Source organism: Microbacterium sp. (assembly GCF_031179285.1).
Classification (GTDB): Bacteria; Actinomycetota; Actinomycetes; order Actinomycetales; family Microbacteriaceae; genus Microbacterium.
Genome location: NZ_JAPSHY010000008.1, coordinates 76,370 through 93,147 on the forward strand (window position 1 = coordinate 76,370; position 16,778 = coordinate 93,147).

General features: G+C 65.3%; 17 protein-coding genes. 9 read left to right on the plus strand and 8 right to left on the minus strand.

Going from position 1 to position 16,778, the window contains the following annotated elements:
• The first annotated feature begins 110 nt into the window (after positions 1-110).
• The 3 genes from glf to RIN18_RS07075 are packed head-to-tail and all read left to right on the plus strand — an operon-like array spanning position 111 to position 2,786.
• Entirely contained in the window at positions 111-1,247 is a 1,137-nt protein-coding gene (glf, locus tag RIN18_RS07065; protein ID WP_309103248.1) for a UDP-galactopyranose mutase, read from the plus strand.
• Positions 1,248-1,257: 10 nt separating this feature from the next.
• A complete protein-coding gene (locus RIN18_RS07070) occupies positions 1,258-2,049 on the plus strand; it encodes an ABC transporter permease (protein WP_309103249.1) in 792 nt (263 codons plus the stop codon).
• Complete coding sequence (locus tag RIN18_RS07075) at positions 2,049-2,786, plus strand: ABC transporter ATP-binding protein (protein ID WP_309103250.1); 738 nt, start codon at positions 2,049-2,051, stop codon at positions 2,784-2,786. The genes RIN18_RS07070 and RIN18_RS07075 overlap by 1 nt, the downstream gene beginning before the upstream one ends.
• A gap of 26 nt (positions 2,787-2,812) precedes the next feature.
• On the opposite strand, the gene RIN18_RS07080 is transcribed toward RIN18_RS07075, so the two are convergent.
• From RIN18_RS07080 to pseB, 3 genes are read right to left on the minus strand one after another with little or no spacing between them, the layout of a single operon-like run.
• Entirely contained in the window at positions 2,813-3,544 is a 732-nt protein-coding gene (locus tag RIN18_RS07080; protein ID WP_309103251.1) for a glycosyltransferase family protein, read from the minus strand.
• Positions 3,541-4,665 (minus strand): DegT/DnrJ/EryC1/StrS family aminotransferase, encoded by a 1,125-nt coding sequence (locus tag RIN18_RS07085; RefSeq protein WP_309103252.1) that lies wholly within the window; start codon positions 4,663-4,665, stop codon positions 3,541-3,543. The genes RIN18_RS07080 and RIN18_RS07085 overlap by 4 nt, the downstream gene beginning before the upstream one ends.
• 2 nt (positions 4,666-4,667) lie before the next feature.
• A complete protein-coding gene (gene pseB, locus RIN18_RS07090; RefSeq protein ID WP_309103253.1) occupies positions 4,668-5,657 on the minus strand; it encodes a UDP-N-acetylglucosamine 4,6-dehydratase (inverting) in 990 nt (329 codons plus the stop codon).
• A 202-nt stretch (positions 5,658-5,859) separates the two neighbouring features.
• On the opposite strand from pseB, the gene RIN18_RS07095 reads away from it, so the two are divergent.
• On the plus strand, positions 5,860-7,299 hold the full coding sequence (locus RIN18_RS07095) for a bifunctional UDP-2,4-diacetamido-2,4,6-trideoxy-beta-L-altropyranose hydrolase/GNAT family N-acetyltransferase (RefSeq protein ID WP_309103254.1): 1,440 nt from the start codon (positions 5,860-5,862) through the stop codon (positions 7,297-7,299).
• On the opposite strand, the gene pseI is transcribed toward RIN18_RS07095, so the two are convergent.
• On the minus strand, positions 7,296-8,357 hold the full coding sequence (gene pseI, locus RIN18_RS07100; protein ID WP_309103255.1) for a pseudaminic acid synthase: 1,062 nt from the start codon (positions 8,355-8,357) through the stop codon (positions 7,296-7,298). The two genes, RIN18_RS07095 and pseI, sit on opposite strands and share 4 nt — an antisense overlap.
• 93 nt (positions 8,358-8,450) lie before the next feature.
• Between pseI and RIN18_RS07105 the strand changes: the two genes are divergently transcribed.
• Both RIN18_RS07105 and RIN18_RS07110 read left to right on the plus strand, forming a co-directional pair.
• Positions 8,451-9,146 carry a hypothetical protein gene (locus RIN18_RS07105; protein ID WP_309103256.1) on the plus strand — a complete coding sequence of 232 codons (696 nt, stop codon included), beginning with the start codon at positions 8,451-8,453 and terminating at the stop codon, positions 9,144-9,146.
• A 30-nt stretch (positions 9,147-9,176) separates the two neighbouring features.
• Entirely contained in the window at positions 9,177-9,545 is a 369-nt protein-coding gene (locus tag RIN18_RS07110; protein ID WP_309103257.1) for a hypothetical protein, read from the plus strand.
• 50 nt (positions 9,546-9,595) lie between these two features.
• On the opposite strand, the gene RIN18_RS07115 is transcribed toward RIN18_RS07110, so the two are convergent.
• Together RIN18_RS07115 and RIN18_RS07120 are read right to left on the minus strand one after the other, a co-directional pair.
• Positions 9,596-10,186: a hypothetical protein gene (locus tag RIN18_RS07115; RefSeq protein ID WP_309103258.1), complete on the minus strand. Its 591-nt coding sequence runs from the start codon at positions 10,184-10,186 to the stop codon at positions 9,596-9,598.
• 2 nt (positions 10,187-10,188) lie between these two features.
• Positions 10,189-11,145 carry a glycosyltransferase gene (locus RIN18_RS07120; protein WP_309103259.1) on the minus strand — a complete coding sequence of 319 codons (957 nt, stop codon included), beginning with the start codon at positions 11,143-11,145 and terminating at the stop codon, positions 10,189-10,191.
• A 133-nt stretch (positions 11,146-11,278) separates the two neighbouring features.
• On the opposite strand from RIN18_RS07120, the gene galE reads away from it, so the two are divergent.
• On the plus strand, positions 11,279-12,268 hold the full coding sequence (gene galE / locus RIN18_RS07125; protein WP_309103260.1) for a UDP-glucose 4-epimerase GalE: 990 nt from the start codon (positions 11,279-11,281) through the stop codon (positions 12,266-12,268).
• A 19-nt stretch (positions 12,269-12,287) separates the two neighbouring features.
• Here galE and RIN18_RS07130 read toward each other — a convergent pair whose 3' ends face one another.
• A complete protein-coding gene (locus RIN18_RS07130; protein ID WP_309103261.1) occupies positions 12,288-13,589 on the minus strand; it encodes an O-antigen ligase family protein in 1,302 nt (433 codons plus the stop codon).
• Positions 13,586-15,007, minus strand: coding sequence for an O-antigen ligase family protein (locus RIN18_RS07135; RefSeq protein ID WP_309103262.1), 1,422 nt, complete (start codon positions 15,005-15,007; stop codon positions 13,586-13,588). The genes RIN18_RS07130 and RIN18_RS07135 overlap by 4 nt, the downstream gene beginning before the upstream one ends.
• 54 nt (positions 15,008-15,061) lie before the next feature.
• Here RIN18_RS07135 and manA point away from each other — a divergent pair, with 54 nt between their 5' ends.
• Together manA and RIN18_RS07145 are read left to right on the plus strand one after the other, a co-directional pair.
• Entirely contained in the window at positions 15,062-16,192 is a 1,131-nt protein-coding gene (gene manA / locus RIN18_RS07140; RefSeq protein ID WP_309103263.1) for a mannose-6-phosphate isomerase, class I, read from the plus strand.
• Between the two features lie 145 nt (positions 16,193-16,337).
• Positions 16,338-16,655, plus strand: a complete 318-nt coding sequence (locus tag RIN18_RS07145; protein WP_309103264.1) for a WhiB family transcriptional regulator — start codon at positions 16,338-16,340, stop codon at positions 16,653-16,655.
• Positions 16,656-16,778 lie beyond the last annotated feature (123 nt).

The following is a 16,778-nucleotide window of genomic DNA, read 5'->3' on the forward strand; positions in this document are numbered from 1 at the left end:
TGTCGGAGCCCTGAATCACGGGCTTCTTGAAAGGCTACGCGAAAACCTGCCGCACCTCGACGCGGCAGCGGTGACGCACGCGCGCTCACTGGTGAAGATACGATTGAGGAATGGATCTCCTCGTCGTAGGGTCGGGCTTCTTCGGCCTCACCATCGCAGAGCGGGCGGCTGAAGCCGGTCGCAAGGTCACGGTCATCGATCGCCGTCACCACATCGGCGGCAACGCCTACAGCGAGGCCGAAGCCGAGACGGGTATCGAGGTGCACCGCTACGGGGCGCATCTGTTCCACACCTCCAACCCCACCGTGTGGGAGTACGTCAATCGCTTCACGACGTTCACGAACTACGTCCACCGCGTCTACACCACGCATAAGGGCGTCGTTTTCCCCATGCCCGTGAACCTCGGAACCATCAATCAGTTCTTCCAGGCTGCATACACCCCGGATGAGGCCCGCGCTCTTGTCAAGGAGCAGGCGGGGGAGTTCGACGTCAAGTCGGCGAGCAACTTCGAAGAGAAGGGCATCGCGCTCGTCGGCCGTCCGCTGTTCGAGGCATTCTTCCGTGACTACACGGCCAAGCAATGGCAGACCGACCCGCAGAAGCTCTCCGGTGACATCATCAGCCGCCTGCCGGTGCGCTACACCTACGACAACCGCTACTTCAACGACACGTGGGAGGGACTTCCGACCGACGGGTACACCGCCTGGCTCGAGCGGATGGCTGACCACCCCAACATCGACGTGAAGCTCAACGTCGACTATTTCGACGAGTCGCAGCCGCTGAACAAGAAAGCCACGGTCGGGCGCGTGCCCGTCGTATACACCGGCCCTGTCGACCGCTACTTCGACTACGCCGGGGGTGCACTCAGCTGGCGCACACTCGACTTCGAGCAGGAAGTCCTGAACGTCGGCGACTTCCAGGGCACGAGCGTCATGAACTATCCCGACATGGACGTGCCTTACACGCGCATCCATGAGTTCAAGCACTTCCACCCCGAGCGCGAGGACGTCTACGAGCAGGACAAGACCGTCATCATGCGCGAGTTCTCGCGCTTCGCGAATCGCGAGGACGAGCCGTACTACCCGGTGAACACGCCGACCGACCGCGAGGGTCTGCTGGCCTATCGAGAGCTGGCCAAGGGTGAGCAGGACGTGCACTTCGGCGGACGCCTGGGCACCTATCAGTACCTCGACATGCACATGGCCATCGGCTCGGCGCTGTCGATGTGGAACAACACGCTCGCCTAGACTCGGCATTGTGAGTCACGCTGCTGTCGGGGCGCCGGGAACGCCCCGGCGATACCTGCATTCACTCTGGCTGCTGTCGGCCCGCGATCTGAAGGTCCGCTACGCGACGAGCTTCTTGGGGTACGTCTGGTCGGTGCTCGACCCTCTGGTGATGAGCCTGATCTACTGGTTCGTCTTCACTCAGGTCTTCAAGCGCTCCGTCGGCGAGGATCCGTACATCGTCTTCCTCATCGTCGCGCTTCTGCCGTGGGTGTGGTTCAACACCTCGGTGTCCGACTTCACGCGGGCCTTCCGCAAGGACTCGCGACTCGTTCGCTCCACGTCGATTCCGCGATCGATCTGGGTGAACCGGATTGTGCTCAGCAAGGGCGTCGAGTTCCTCTTCTCCCTTCCGGTGCTGGTGGTCTTCGCGATCCTCAACGGCGCAACCGTCACCTGGGCCCTGTTCTGGTTCCCGGTCGCGGTCATCCTGCAGGTGATGCTCCTCGTCGGCCTCGGGCTTTTAGTCGCTCCGCTGTGCGTCCTCTACACAGACCTCGAGCGGACAACTGCTCTCATCCTCCGAGCCCTCTTCTACGCGTCGCCGGTGATCTACAGCGTCCGTGACCTCCCAGCCCCCTTTGACGTCATCGGCTCTTTCAATCCGCTTGCCGGCATCTTCACGCTCTATCGCGTCGGCTTCTTCCCCGACCAGTGGGAGACGATGCCTGTGATCATCAGCGTCGTGATAACGGTCGTCATCTTCGTCCTCGGAGTGTGGACCTTCAAGAGCCTCGAACGACCCGTGCTGAAGGAGCTGTGATGCCGGTCGCCATCGAAGTGCAGAATCTCGGCGTCCACTTCCGACGCAATCGCCGCGGGCGGCGCAGCTTCAAAGATCTTTTCGCCGGAGCATCGCGCCGTTCCCGCCCAGGCGAGTTCTGGGCGCTCCGCGATGTCTCCTTCACCGTGCAGGCGGGGGAGTCCATCGGCGTCGTCGGTCGCAACGGGCAGGGCAAATCCACGCTCCTGCGCCTCGTCGCAGGCGTTCTCCTGCCTGACGAGGGCGGGGTGACGGTCAATGGGGGTGTCGCACCGCTGATCGAGATCACCGGGGGCTTCGTCGGCGATCTCACCGTGCGCGAGAACGTGCGCCTGACCGCGGGCCTGCACGGTATGTCCCGGGAAGAGGTGTCGCGTCGCTACGAAGGCATCATCGCTTTCGCGGAGCTCGAGGGCTTCGAGGACACTCCCTACAAGCACCTGTCGAACGGTATGAAGGTGCGCCTGGCGTTCTCGGTGGTGTCGCAGCTCGACGAACCGATCCTGCTCGTGGACGAAGTGCTCGCCGTCGGCGACAAGGCCTTCCGCGAGAAGTGCTACAAGCGCATCGACGAGCTGCTTGCCGAGGGCCGGACGCTGTTCTTCGTCAGTCACAACGAGCGCGACCTTCGACGGTTCTGCACGCGGGGGTTGTATCTAGACAAGGGCGCACTCGCGCTCGATGCCCCCATCGCCGAGGTACTCGACCGCTACAACTCGGACTACAACCGACCGTAGCGGGGTCTTGGCGCACCGCTCGCCCGTTATCGCCCGGGCTTCTTCTGTTCGATGTGTGCGTTGATGGCCGCCAGATCCGGATTCGACTCAAGAACGCCGATGATCTCTTCGGCTGTGCGAGTCTGCGCGTGGTGTTCGATGATCAGGCGTCGGATGAGCTCGAGATCCGCCGCGGTGTCCAGCGTGACCCGGTATGCGGATGCATCGGATTCGCGCCGAACAGCGTGCATCGTAAAGCGCCCTGAGCGATTGGCGTAGAGATACGGCGTGACATGCTCACGGTCGGATGGTTCTGTCGCGTGGTGATCTGCCTCGATGAGCGCTTGCGTCGAGAACACTTCGAAGTCGAATCCTCGCGGATACGTTCGCTGTAGCACATTGGAGACGTGAGCGTACGGATCGTCGAGCGTCAGAAAGCGCTCAATCCCCTCGCGGATGACGGCGGGGTCGATGAGCGGGCAATCGGCGGTGACGCGGACCACGACGTCGAGCCCGGCCGCCTTCGCGGCGCCGGCGAAACGCGCGAGAACATCCTGCTCGCCGCCACGGAAAGTGCTGGCTCCGTGTGCGGCAGCCTCAGCGACGATCCCGTCATCGATGTCGTTCACGGTCGTCGCGACGGTCACCGGCACGCCGATCGGTGTCAGTCGGTCGAGTTGGTGGCCGAGCATCGATTTGCCGGCGACTTCGATGAGCACCTTTCCAGGCAAGCGAGTGCTCGTCATCCGCGCCTGGGTGATGATGCCGACCCGTCTCATCGCAGTGCTCGGATGAGGCTGTCGACCACACGGTCCACCTGATCGTCGGTGAGGTCTGGATAGATCGGCAGGGAGAGTTCCTCAGCGTAGAATGCCTCGGCATTGGGGCACATGCCGCGCCGGTATCCCGCGTCCGCGTAGACGGGGTGCCAGTACACAGGCATGTAGTTCACCTGCACACCGATACCGTCACCGCGCATTCGTTCGAACACCTCGCGTCGGCGACCGTCGAGGATCCTCACCGGGTAAAGGTGACGTACGAGCTCGACATTCGCCCGCTGCACCGGCAGTCTCACCCCATCGACATCTTGTAGCGCGATGTCGTACCGGCGGGTGATCTCCTGGCGCCGCCTCCGGAAATGGTCAAGGCGGCGAAGCTGAGCGATTCCGAGTGCAGAGGCGATATCGGTCAGGCGGTAGTTCACGCCGAACTCGTGAACCTCTTGGTGCCATGCTCCTTCGGTCGATATGCGAAATCGGTCCGGATCGCGGACGAGTCCGATGAAGTGGAACTCGTGCGCGCGCTGAGCGAGGAGCGGGTCCTTCGCCACCACCGCCCCGCCTTCGCCGGTCGTCATGTTCTTGGTTGGGAAGAACGAGAATGTCGTGATATCGGCGAGATCTCCGACGGGTCGCCCGTTGTATGTGCTGCCGATCGAGTGGGCGGCGTCGTCGAGAACGAGGGCGCCGACCTTGGCGGTCACTGCGGCGAGACGATCGTAATCGGCTGGGTGTCCGGCATAGTCCACTGCAGCGACGACCTTCGTCTTGTCGTCGACGAGTGCATCGACGGCCGCGGGATCGATGAGCGCGGTGTCTTCCTCGACGTCGGCGAAGATGACCGAAGCACCGAGCATCGACGCCATGGATGCCGTCGCGATGAAAGTCATCGGCGTGGAGATGACCGTGTCGCCCGACGCTATCCCAGCAGCGGCGTACGCCATGTGGAGCGCGGCACTGCCGGAAGTCGCGCTCACGGCTCTGTGCCCTCCCGCGAGTTCTCCGATACGGCTCTCGAAGGCTGCGACGGTCGGTCCGGTGGTCAGCCAGTCGCCGCGGAGGATCGCGGTGACAGCTTCGATGTCATCGTCTGTTATCGATTGTCGTCCGTAGGGCAACATTCTCAGATGCCTCGCCGGATGATCTCCGCGATTTGCTCTCGCGTGTACCACTGATCATTGCTGTCGGAGCGATACGCGAATCCGTCCGCTACGACCTCAGCTCCCTCTGGAGCCGAGTATCCCCACGAAGCCAGATCCGGCTGGATGATGAAGTATTTGCCGTCGCTGACGACGACCGTCCGCCGCCCCTCTTCCGGGCTGATCATCTCCTCGTGCAACTTCTCGCCGGGCCGCAGTCCCACATCGATGAGCTCGGCATCCGGTGCGACGGCGTGGGCCAGGTCGGTGACTCTCATGGACGGGATCCGCGGAACAAGGAGTTCCCCTCCCTGCATCAACTCGAAGGTTTCAACGACCATCTCGACTGCCTGCGGCAAGGTGATGAAAAACCGGGTGCAGCGGAGGTCGGTGATCGGCAAGGGTTCCCCCGAGGCGCCGAGTTTCGCGAAGAACGGGATGACCGAACCCCGAGACCCCATCACGTTCCCGTAGCGGACGACCGCGAAGCGCGTTTCGTATGCCGCCGCGTAGTGGTTCCCGGTGATGAAGAGCTTGTCAGCGGTGAGTTTCGTTGCGCCGTAGAGGTTGATCGGACTCGAGGCCTTGTCGGTCGAGAGCGCGACAACTTTCTTCACGCCGGCGTCGATTGACGCTTCGATGACGTTCTGACTGCCGAGGACGTTCGTCTTGACGAACTCGAAGGGATTGTATTCCGCGGTGTCCACCTGCTTGAGGGCCGCGGCGTGAACGACGTAATCCACGCCGTGCAGTGCACGCACCAGACGCCGCTCGTCGCGGATGTCGCCGATGAACCAGCGGAGCCGAGGATCGTCGTTGAACTGCTGACGAACCTCATACTGTTTGAGCTCGTCCCGAGAGAAGATGACCAGGCGTCGCGGACGCAGGTTCTCCAGCGCATGACGGATGAACGCCTTGCCGAACGAGCCGGTGCCACCGGTGATGAGGATGCTCGAGCCCTCGAGAATCGACAAGCTGTCTCCTTGGCAATAGATGCGGACGCGGGCGAATCCTCGAGTGCCCTCCTGCCGAACTATCCTATCGGTGGGCGATCGCCCCACATGTCGATCCCTATACGCGGAGGACAGCGGCTTGCGCGAAGACGAAGGGACTGCGATGGCTCGTCGAGTGCTTCTGCACTGCAACGCAGGCGGCCCCCATGGGATGGGGCATCTGATGAGATGTCTCGCCCTGGCCGACATCGCGCAGGAGCGGGGATGGCACGCCGCGCTGGTCGGAGACATCGACGAGGTCGGCTCCGCCGTGGCCGATCGGTTGTCCCCGCAGCTTGAGATCGTTCAATCAGCGTCGCTGCGGCGAAGCCGCTCCGCGACCAGCGTGTTCGCTGACGTCGAAGTGGTGCATCTGGACAGCTACTCGGACCTGCCCTTCACGATCCCCCGTGGGCTCCTGGTGAGCAACATGCAGGACGGACCGTTCGGCGTTCGCCCCGCAGATCTCGCCGTCGACGGCAACCTCGGCGCTGAGTTCCGGTTCGATCAGGCTGAGCTGAGCGCGCATCAACTCGTAGGCGCGGATGCCGCAGTGGTGCGCAATCAGGTGCTTCGACAGCGTGCGATCGACCCTGTCGAATCGGACCGGGTACGAGTGCTGATCGTGATGGGGGGCACGGATCCGCTCGGTCTGACCTCTCGAGTTTTGCTCGCACTCGACAGCATCACAGTGCCGCTGGCCGTGACAGTGGTCGACCCGAATCAATCGAGCGACGTCCGATTGATCGCCGCCCGGTCTGCTCACCGAATCAGTGTCAGCGGCTTCGTTGATGACCTTCCCGCGCTCGCGCGCGAACACGATCTCGCTGTCAGCGCCGCCGGCACCTCGGTATGGGATTTCGCATGTATGGGAGTTCCGATGGCACTGCTCTGCGCGGTGGACAACCAACTCGCTGGCTACCGCACTGCAGTCGACGCGGGACTGGCTATCGGGTTGGGCACACCGCCGCATCGCGATCTGGAAAGGCGAGTCGCGGCGCTCGCTCCCCTTCTCGGCGATCGCCATGCGCTCCGTCGCCAACGTGACCGACTCATGCGCGTCATCGACGGACTAGGAGGCTGGCGAATCGTCGCAGCGTGGGAGGCGCTCATCTCGCGACGCGTGAAAGCGATCGACGCGCGTGCAGAGGAGCTCACCGTTCGCCGCGCGCGGCTCGACGATGCTTCACTCCTGTTCGAATGGCGCAATGACTCGGTGACGCGTCTGAATTCGCGTTCTACGGAAGTCCTGGATTGGGAGAGCCATCAAGCGTGGCTGGCCGCGTGCGTCGCAGACTCGGCTCGGCTGCTCCTGATCGCGGAGCATCGAGGCACGCCGATGGCGACGGTGAGGTGGGACCAGAAGGCCGGTGTCGACTGGGAGGTCTCGATCACCATGGCGCCGGAGTACCGCGGACGGGGACTCAGCGGAGCCGTACTGACGGCAGCCGAGCGGTCACTGCCTGCGTCAGCACCGGTCAGGATGCTTGCCGTCGTCCATGAAGCGAATGCGGCGTCGCTAGCCCTTTTCGCCCGCGCGGGCTACCTTCCGCATCTACCGTCGAATGCGGACGGATACGAGTCATGGGCGAGGTGGCAGCTGCCTTCCCCAGCTGCCGACTAAATCAGGTCCCACGACAGCGGTGTGCCACGCTTGACGTCTCGGACGAATCGCCTCCCGACGATCTCATTGAAACAGTCGGGGGGCAGTCCGCCAGCGGGGCGGATCGAGCGCACATTCTCCGGAGCGACCGGTTCCCCCGCCCTCACGTCGGCGACCACGAACAGCGAGCGCCGCAGTGCGACGACAGCTCTTTCATCCGGTGTTGGCCCGAACGAGACGCCGCTCGATGCGGCGACGCGAGCTTGCTCGGACGCGGTGACGAGGGCAGAGAACTCTGAGGGGGTGAGGGAGAACTCCGAATCCACGCCGCCGTCCGCGCGGTCCAGTGTGACATGTTTTTCTACGACCACCGCACCGAAACCGGCGGCTGCAACGGCCACGCCGATTCCCGTCGTGTGATCCGACAGCCCCACCGGCACATCGAACGCCTCTCGCAGTGCTCGGATGTTCCCCAGGCGGGCCTCTTCCGGCACAGCGGGGTACGCGGCTGTGCATGCCAGGAGCACCAGTTGAGAGCACCCTGCGTCGCGCATCGCTGTGACCGCCGAGTCGATCTCGGACAGCGTGGCCATCCCTGTCGAGACGATCACGGGCTTCCCTGTACGGGCGACCTCTCGAAGCAGCGGCAAGTCGACGATCTCGGCCGAAGCCGTCTTGTACAACTCCACGCCGAGGTCCTCGAGAAACGCGACGGAACTGGGGTCGAACGGCGTTGAGAAGGGGAGAAGGCCGTGCTTACGCGTGCGTGCGAAGATCTCCGCGTGCCACTCCCATGGGGTGTGGGCTTCCCGGTACAGGGAGTAGAGATTTCGACCGCCCCAAAGATCATGGTCGCCTCTCACGCGGAACGCGGGCAGGTCCGAATCGATGGTCAGGGTGTCGGCGGTATACGTCTGAATCTTCAGCGCCTTCGCACCCGTGGTCGCAACGGCGTCCACGATGCTCAGCGCCCGCGACAACTCTCCGTTGTGGTTGCCGGACATCTCGGCAATGGTGAATATCGGCTGTCCGCGACCGATTGAAGAGTTCGAGAGCGCAATGGTCTGGGAGGCATCCACGCTTCTCACTCTAGAGGCGAGAGGAGTCCGGCGTTCACACCCCTTGACGCCAACGTCGTGGGACCGTGCTGTTGTTGCCCTAAGCTTGGTGCCATGGGGCGCGTAACGGAGCTCGCCGTCGACGATGTATCGACAGCGGACGCGAATTTTTATGACCGGTTGAAACCATTGGCTGCGAGTTACGCGCGTACCCAAGTGGTGCGTCGTGTCGCGGTGGTGGGAAACCAGCCGTTGCAGTCGTCCGAGCACAGGGCAGCGCAGATCGACGGGGCGGACCTGGTCTTTCGCGTCAACGGATTCCGAGTGGATGAGCCCGACGCGCCGCCGGTGGTCGGCCGCCATACCGATATCGTCGTGTTCAACCGAGGGGTGAGACCGACGCCCTGGTTCTTCCACGACTATGCTGAGCGGCTTTACCTGATGATCGAGCCGGGTCGACTGCTCTGGGAGAACCCGAAGATCCCGGCGTTCTGGCCGGCGGACCTCGGTATCGTCACCGTCCCGAACCGAGAGGTGATATTGCCGCTGGGACGTGCACTCGGCGCGGATCCCCGAGATGGCGGGCACTGGGCCACGACGGGTACTGTGATGCTCTGGATAGCGGCCCACCTTTTTCCCGAAGCCACGGTGGATGCATACGGCTTGTCGTTCGTGGATGAACCGAGTCAGAAATCCTGGGACCATGCCTACGGCGACTCTTCACCGGTCGGCGAGGAGCACCTCATCGAGTTGGAGTCGCGACTCGTGCGGGGCTGGATTGATGCCGGCCGGGTCTACTACCACCGTTGAGAAACTGAACCATCGACCGATGAGGATTGCATGCTGAAACGACTGCGCCGTCGTATGGACGAAGCCGTGGAGCGCCGCGTGGACGCGCGAGTCGCCGTGAAACTCGAGCAGGTGCTCGCTGAGCTGGAGAAATCGCAACGCGATTACGAAGCGCGCCTCGGTGGAACGCAGGCGGACTTCTCCTTCATCCGCTCAGAGTTCGATCGCATCGCCCCACAGCTTGCGGCTCTTGAGCAGAGATTTGAGGCGCTGCGTGCTCAGATCGACCTCACGGATGTGGACCCCGCGCACGCACTGGTCCTGGCCAGGGCGGAACACGAACGCGCCCGCCTGAGATTGGAGATCGCCTCTCACTATGAGGAGCGTCTGCGGCGACTGGAAGACGAGCCGCGCGTCTGAGCGTCACGTCGCAGCACTGAGCCCACGAGGCGAGGCGGAAGCGAGGTTGATCAGAGACCGACCAGGTTTCGCAGCGCGTTCGCCCTGGTCCGTGAGTCGCCGACGGACAGAGAGTCGCCAGCGCTCGCCGCTTCTCGAAGGTCTTCGAGGCTCGCGGCATAGGCCGCGACTCCGTCCTGCCACTCCGTCTCGATGGCGGACGGCGGTTGAGTGCCTCCCAGGCGCTGAGCGTCGCCCTGGAGGGTGTCGATGATCGTCAGGGCCTCCGAGTCGTCGCTGTCCGCCACGAAGTCCAAGCCGGCCAAGGCGTCGTCGAGCCAGGGCTGCACCTGGCCGCGGAAGAACGCCAGATCCGGATCGGCAGGTGGTGGGGGAGTGTCAACGGGGTTCGGCTCCGGTGCGGTAGTCGTTCCAGGTGTCGGTGTCGGTGTCGGCGTCGGGATCTGGGTGGCCGACGACGATGCCGTGGGCGTCGGCGTTCCCACCGGCTGCCCATCGTCGCGCGGGATCAGGAAGAAGAGCAGGAGCGCGACGATGATCACGGCCGCGACCGAGAGCCCCACGATCAGCCACACCCGCCCGCGGTTCCGCGGTTTCGGCGGGATCGGCGCCCACCGAACGTCCGGCTGCTGTTCGCTCATCGTCATGCCTCCAGGGGTGCCATCGGCTGCCAGGTGCGGTCGCGCCCCAGCTTGCCGCCCTCGCGGAGTCCGCGGAAGAGGTTGCTGGTTCCGCGCACCGTCCTCTCGACGAACACGAGCCGGATGAGTTCCTTCGCGAACGTCATCGCCGTTCCGAGGCCGAACAGCACGGGGTTGTAGACGCCGTGCGCGCGGTAATACTGCTTGATGTACGCGCGATTGCGCATGATGTAGAAGCGGTAGGCGTTGCTTGACGCATTCATGTGGCGGATGCCCATGTCCCACTGCTTGATCTCACGGGTGCGCCGCAGGACGAACTCGTCGACGATGACCGCGGTGGTCTTGCGCGACGCCAGCCAGCCATACGTCTGATCGTCCCAGTAGATGAAGAATCGGGGATCAGGAAGGCCGATCTGCTGCACGATCGAACGGTGGATGAACATGCCCTCGAAGCATCCGCTGTTCATCTCCTTGTAGCCGGACTCGTCAAAGCTCGAGGGCGCGAACGGAATCGGGATGCCCATGCGCTCGGCGATGCGGTACTGCCAGTAGAACTCGCTGCCGTCGTAGTCGTAGCGGCGGCCCTGAATGCTCTTGAATCGGGGCGCCCACTTGCCCATCTTGGCTAGTCCGTCCGCAACGACCTCGACGTCGTCGTCCATCATCCAGATCCACTCGGACCCGAGCTCGTACGCGGTTCGCATGCCCTCGCTGAATCCGCCGGATCCGCCGGTGTTCGTCTTCAGCCGGCGATAGACGATCTCGGTGCCGATCCGTTCGCGGAAGGACTCCACGACGTCGGTCGTGTCATCCGACGAGGCGTTGTCGATGATCACCACATGACCCGGCTTCGGGGCCATCGCGGTGATGCTCTCGAGGAGTCCGGTGAGAAGGTGCGATCGGTTGTAGGTGACGATCACGATCGTCGCGGATGCCGGGTCGAAGGGGACGTGTGTCACGAGGTGGGATCTCCGGAAGGCTGTGGGCTCGCGGGGCGCCGCGAGCAGGCACAAGCCTACCTGGCGGAGTTCCGGATCCCCCGAGGGCCAGCCGCGAAAGGGGAGACGTACGCCGCGCGATAGCATGACCGCCATGAAGATTCTGATCACGGGCGGTGCCGGGTACATCGGATCGACGATCGCGACGGCATGTCTCGACGTCGGAATCGAGCCGATCCTGCTGGACGATCTCTCCACGGGCCTGCGTGCCTTCGGGAACGGACGATCGTTGTACGTGGGCGACATCGCCGACCAGCAGATCCTCGACCGCCTCTTCGCGGACCACCCCGACATCGACGCCGTCATCCACTGCGCTGCGCGCATCGTCGTGCCCGAGTCCGTGGCCGACCCGCTCGGGTACTACGACGCGAACGTCGCCAAGACGATCACGTTCCTCCGGCGCATGCGCGAGGCAGGAGTCGGGCGCGTCGTCTTCAGCTCTTCCGCCGCCGTCTACCAGGGCGAGTCGGGCGACGGCGTCGACGAGAGCGGTGCTCTCGCCCCCTCGAGCCCCTACGCGACCACGAAGGCGATGGTCGAGCAGATCCTCGCCGATGCCGCGGCCGCGGGCGACTTCCGCGCCATCGCGCTGCGTTACTTCAATCCCATCGGCGCCGACCCGCAGATGCGCACCGGTCTGCAGAATCCGATGCCCTCTCATGTACTCGGCAAGATCATGCAGGCGAGGGCGGCCGGCACTGCGTTCACGATCACGGGGAGCGACTGGCCGACCCGGGACGGCTCCGGCATCCGCGACTACGTCCACGTCTGGGATCTCGCCCTCGCGCACGTCGCGGCCGTCACGCGCTTCGACGAGGTCGCGACCACCGACGCGCCGTACCAGGTGATCAACCTCGGAACGGGCGATGGCGTCACCGTCCGCGAGCTCGTGGGCGCCTTCGAGCACGTGACCGGCGAGCCGCTCGATGTCGTCGAGACCGAACGCCGTCCCGGTGACCAGGCCGGCGCCTACGCCATCGTCAAGCGTGCCGCCGATGTGCTCGGGTGGCGGGCGGAACGCTCGCTCGACGACGGGGTACGCGACGCGCTGGCGTGGGCGGAGAAGCTTCGCACCTTGCGCTGAGACGCGACGCTCGCCCGAGCTACAGCTGCGGTCGGAGTGTCGGGATGACGCCGGTGTTGGCCGCGTCGATGCTCTCCCGCCACGAGCGGGACTGCCCCGCGCGAAGCGCGCACAGGACGAGCATGAACCAGCCGGCGCCCGCGAGCGTGAAGCTCTCGAACATCGACTCGACGGCGAGGGTCACCAGCACCAGCGGCGTCCAGGCGTAGACAACGGAGCGGCGCACGCTCGCGACCAGCCACGATCGGATGAGTGCGACGCCGCCCAGCAGGAGGAACAGCACGAGACCCGCGGCCCCCAGCTGCAGCAGGGTGTCGAAGTACGCGTTCAGCGCCGACTGGTGGCGGTCGTCGAGGCGGAAGTTGATGTAGGTGAAGGGATACTCGCCCCGGGCCCACGGTCCGAACCATCCCCAGCCCTGCACCGGGTTGATGGCCGTGAAATCGAGGATGGTGTTCCACAGCGTCGCTCGGACCGAGAAGTCGGACCCGGCATCGAGCAACGCGATGATCTGATGGCGGAACGCGAAGGCGACCGCGAGTGACAGGGTCACGAGCGCACCGAGCGTCCACTGCACGAGGTTCCGGCGGTCTGCGGAGGTGTGACGAACGATCATGAGGGCGCCCGTCGCGATTCCCACGGCGAATGCCAGCACCAGCACCGTGGGGGAGGCCGACAGCAGCGCCAGCATTCCCGCGAGGGCGATCGAGGGCACCGAGATCGGCGCACTCACCGACTGCGTCCGCCACTCGATGACGAACGTGATGAGGGCGATCACCGCCACGAAACCGAGCATGTTGCGGGTGCCGAAGATGCCCTGCACCGGCCCGCCCATCGCTAGCTGCCCCTGGATGCCGAGGAATGTGAACGGCAGGTCGAGGATGATCCCCGACATGATCTCGAGTCCAAGCGAGATGCCCAGCAGAGCGCGCAGACTGTCGCCGATCGCGCGCACGGTCTGGAGGGTGTCGCGGATATGTCCGATGGTGATCGCGAGGAACGCGTACCCGAACAGCGCCATCCAGCCGAACAGCGTGTCCGAGTGATCCGTCGTCCAGAAGATGCTCGTGAGCGCCCATGCCATGAACGCCAGGAGCGACGACGGTGCGATCCGCAGGAGCGAGAGCTCCTCCCGCCGGACGAACAGGACCGCGGCTCCGAGTACGCAGAGCACGGCGATGATCGTCGCCAGGGTGGTCATCGACGTCGCGCGTTCGATGGCGAACGAGCCGAAGATCGCGGTCAGGACCGTGAGTGTGAACGCCCGCGCCACCTCCACGGAACCCAGCAGGCGCCCGAGGCGCGACCGCGTCGTCGTCACGGCACCCGCCGGCGTCGCTCGCCGTGATCGATGAGGCGCTCACGCTCGCTCATGCCGACGCCCACCAGGGGCACCGACTTGATCTTGAACGAGAACAGCACGATCAGCATCCAGCCCCAGAGCATGACGGGCGCCGATTCGGTGAATCCCTGCACGAGAAGCAGCGTGCCGACCAGGATCGGGAGGATCGTGACCGGCGAATACGGTCGCTTCTCGTCGAGATCCCACCGCGGGCGATCGACGGCGAAGAACCAGGCACGCCAGAGGAACGTCAGCAGCACGACGCCGATGAGGATCACGCCGATGACGCCGAGCTGCAGGTACACGTCGACCCACATGTTGTGCGCTTGCAGCACGCTCATGCCGTGGTCGATGATCCAGCCGTCGAACGCCGGATCCCAGGGCAACCAGGGACTCGCATGCCCCCAGCCGATCACCGGACGCGCGTTCGCGCGTTCCAGGACGTCGCCCCAGATGCGTTCGCGACCGGTCAGATCGGCCGAGCGTCCGAGCGCCTGCAGGAGCGGTCCGCGCAGCAGCCATCCGGCGACGATGCCGACGAGTCCGACGCTCGCGAAGGCGATATAGGTGTTACGCCGGGCGGCGCCGGTCGGAGCTCGGCGGATGAGCAGCACGGTCGCGGCCACCAGCGCGACCGCGAGCGCACACACCACGGCCGTCGCAGAGCCGGCGCGGAAGAACAGGAACGCGGTGACCACCATCCAACCGATCAGCCACGCCTGACGACGAGAACTCGCCCAAATCTGCACGGCGAACACGATGAGGGCGAGCAGGCAGAGGGCCGCGAGCAGATTGGCATTGCCGACGATCCCCTGCAGACGTCCTCCGTCGAAGAGGTTGTCGCGCGACCAGTACCACTGCTGATCGAATCTGCCGTCGGGCGGAGTCACGAAGTTCGGCAGAACGGGTCCGTGCACCACCAGTGACACCCACAGCTCGAACGCGAGCGAGAGGCCCAGCACCCATTTCAGGGCGGACGCGAGTGAGCGAAGCAACTCGCGCCAGGTCAGCCAGACCGCGAGGAACACCGCCTGCACCGTGATCGCAAGGAGCAAAACGCTGGTGACGAGCGTCGTCGCGCGCCACTCGGACCAGGCGACCGACAGCACCGCCAGGGCGGTATAGCCGAGCGCCGTCCAGGGGAGTCGGCGCCACGGAAACGGCGTCTCGCGCCGGAGGCGGATCATCCGGGGGACGCCGATGGCGATGGTGCCCGCGAGGATGATCGCGCCGACTGCGCCTGCGCCGACGGGGCCCAGTGCGTGCTGCAGCGCGGCGGGTGCGAGGGCGACGATGAGCGCGAGCACCGCGTACCCGCGCAGCATCAGGTGCCCCGTCGATTCCCGCTCGGGCGGGGCTGGCGGGGCTGCCACCGGATGATTCGTGTACTGCGCCATCGCGTTCAGGCTACCGCCCCGTGCCGCGCCCTCGGTGGCTCTACGCTGGATGCCATGCTGCTGAACCTCACCAATGCGCCTCGCGACTACGCCTGGGGATCGACGTCCCTTCTCGCAGAACTCGAGGGACGTGAGCCGACGGGGGCGCCGGAGGCGGAGGTCTGGTTCGGCGATCACCCGGGAGACCCGGCCGACGTGGCGGGCGGCGGCACTCTGGATGCCGTCACCGGTGGTGAGCTGCCGTATCTGCTCAAGCTCCTCGCCGCGGCGGACCCGCTGTCGATCCAGGTGCACCCCACGATCGAGCAGGCGAAGAGCGGCTGGGAGCGCGAGGCGGGCCTCGCCCTAGACGACCCGCACCGCAACTACCGTGACGACAACCACAAACCGGAACTCATCGTCGCGCTGAGCGACCGCTTCGAGGCTCTCAGCGGCCTGCGCCCGGTCGCCCACACCCGGCGGATGCTGGACGTCCTCGATGATCGCGGCGGTGTCGTCGAACTGCGCGCTCGCCTGGACGAGGCGGGCGACGCGCTGCGCGAGACCATCGGCTGGCTGCTCTCCGGCAGGGCGCAGGCGGCGGTCGACGATGTCATCGCCGCGGTGGCGGCCGCGGCAGCCCGATCGGGCGAGACGGAGTTCGGGGCGACCCTGCAGACGGTGTCGCGCATCGCGGAGCGCAACCCGGGCGACCCGGGGGTCGTCGTCGCGCTGCTGATGAACCATGTCGTGCTTCGCCGCGGCGAGGGCATCTTCCTGCGCGCGGGTCTACTTCACGCCTACCTCGAGGGGCTCGGAGTCGAGATCATGGCGGCGAGCGACAACGTGCTACGCGGTGGCCTGACCCCGAAGCACATCGATGTCGCAGAGCTGCTGTCGGTCCTCGACACGACGCCGGGGGAGGTGCCGGTGCTCCGCCCCGAAGCCGAGGGCGCGGTCACGGCCTATCCCGTTCCGATCCCGGACTTCGCGCTGCGTCGCGTGTCGCTCGGGGGGACCCCCGTCGATGTCGACGTCGAAGGCCCGACGATGGTTCTCAGCACGCAGGGGGACGTCGCCGTCGCGGGAGCGGATGGCCACGAACACCACGTCGCCGTGGGGGCGGTCGTGTTCGCGACGGCGGACGAGCGGATGCTGCGACTCACCGGTTCCGGCGAGGCTTTCATCGCCACGCCGGGGCGTTGACGCCGCGACACGCCGAGGAATGGTCAAGAACCTTCAAGACCGGATTGAGGGTTTACGATCCGCGACTTGACCGGAGCGAATGACACGGGTGTAATTAGGTATTGCACGGCCCGCCGGGGGGCGGAGACAGGGTTGGGAGATCGAGATGACGGGATACCGTTCCGACGTACCGGAGAACTGGTTCGTCGATCCGATCAACCTCGGAGTTCCTGGGGTGCGGAGAGTCGAAGCCGACGACGACAATGCGCTCGCCTGGCAGACCGATGCTCTGTGCTCGCAGACCGACCCCGAGGCCTTCTTCCCGGAGAAGGGCGGATCGACCCGCGACGCGAAGCGGATCTGCACGTCGTGCGACGTCCGCGGCGAGTGCCTCGAGTACGCACTGAACAACGACGAGCGCTTCGGGATCTGGGGCGGCCTGTCCGAGCGCGAACGCCGCAAGCTCAAGCGTCGCGCCAGCTGACCACCGCGCCCACACTCTGTGCCGGTGGCGAGCGCTCCCCTCTGCGGCATCGCCGCTCCGTCGCCGTACGCGGAGCAGGGGTGAGCGGCCGGCTCCTGGGCGCACAGCTTCGCAGGCGCGCCG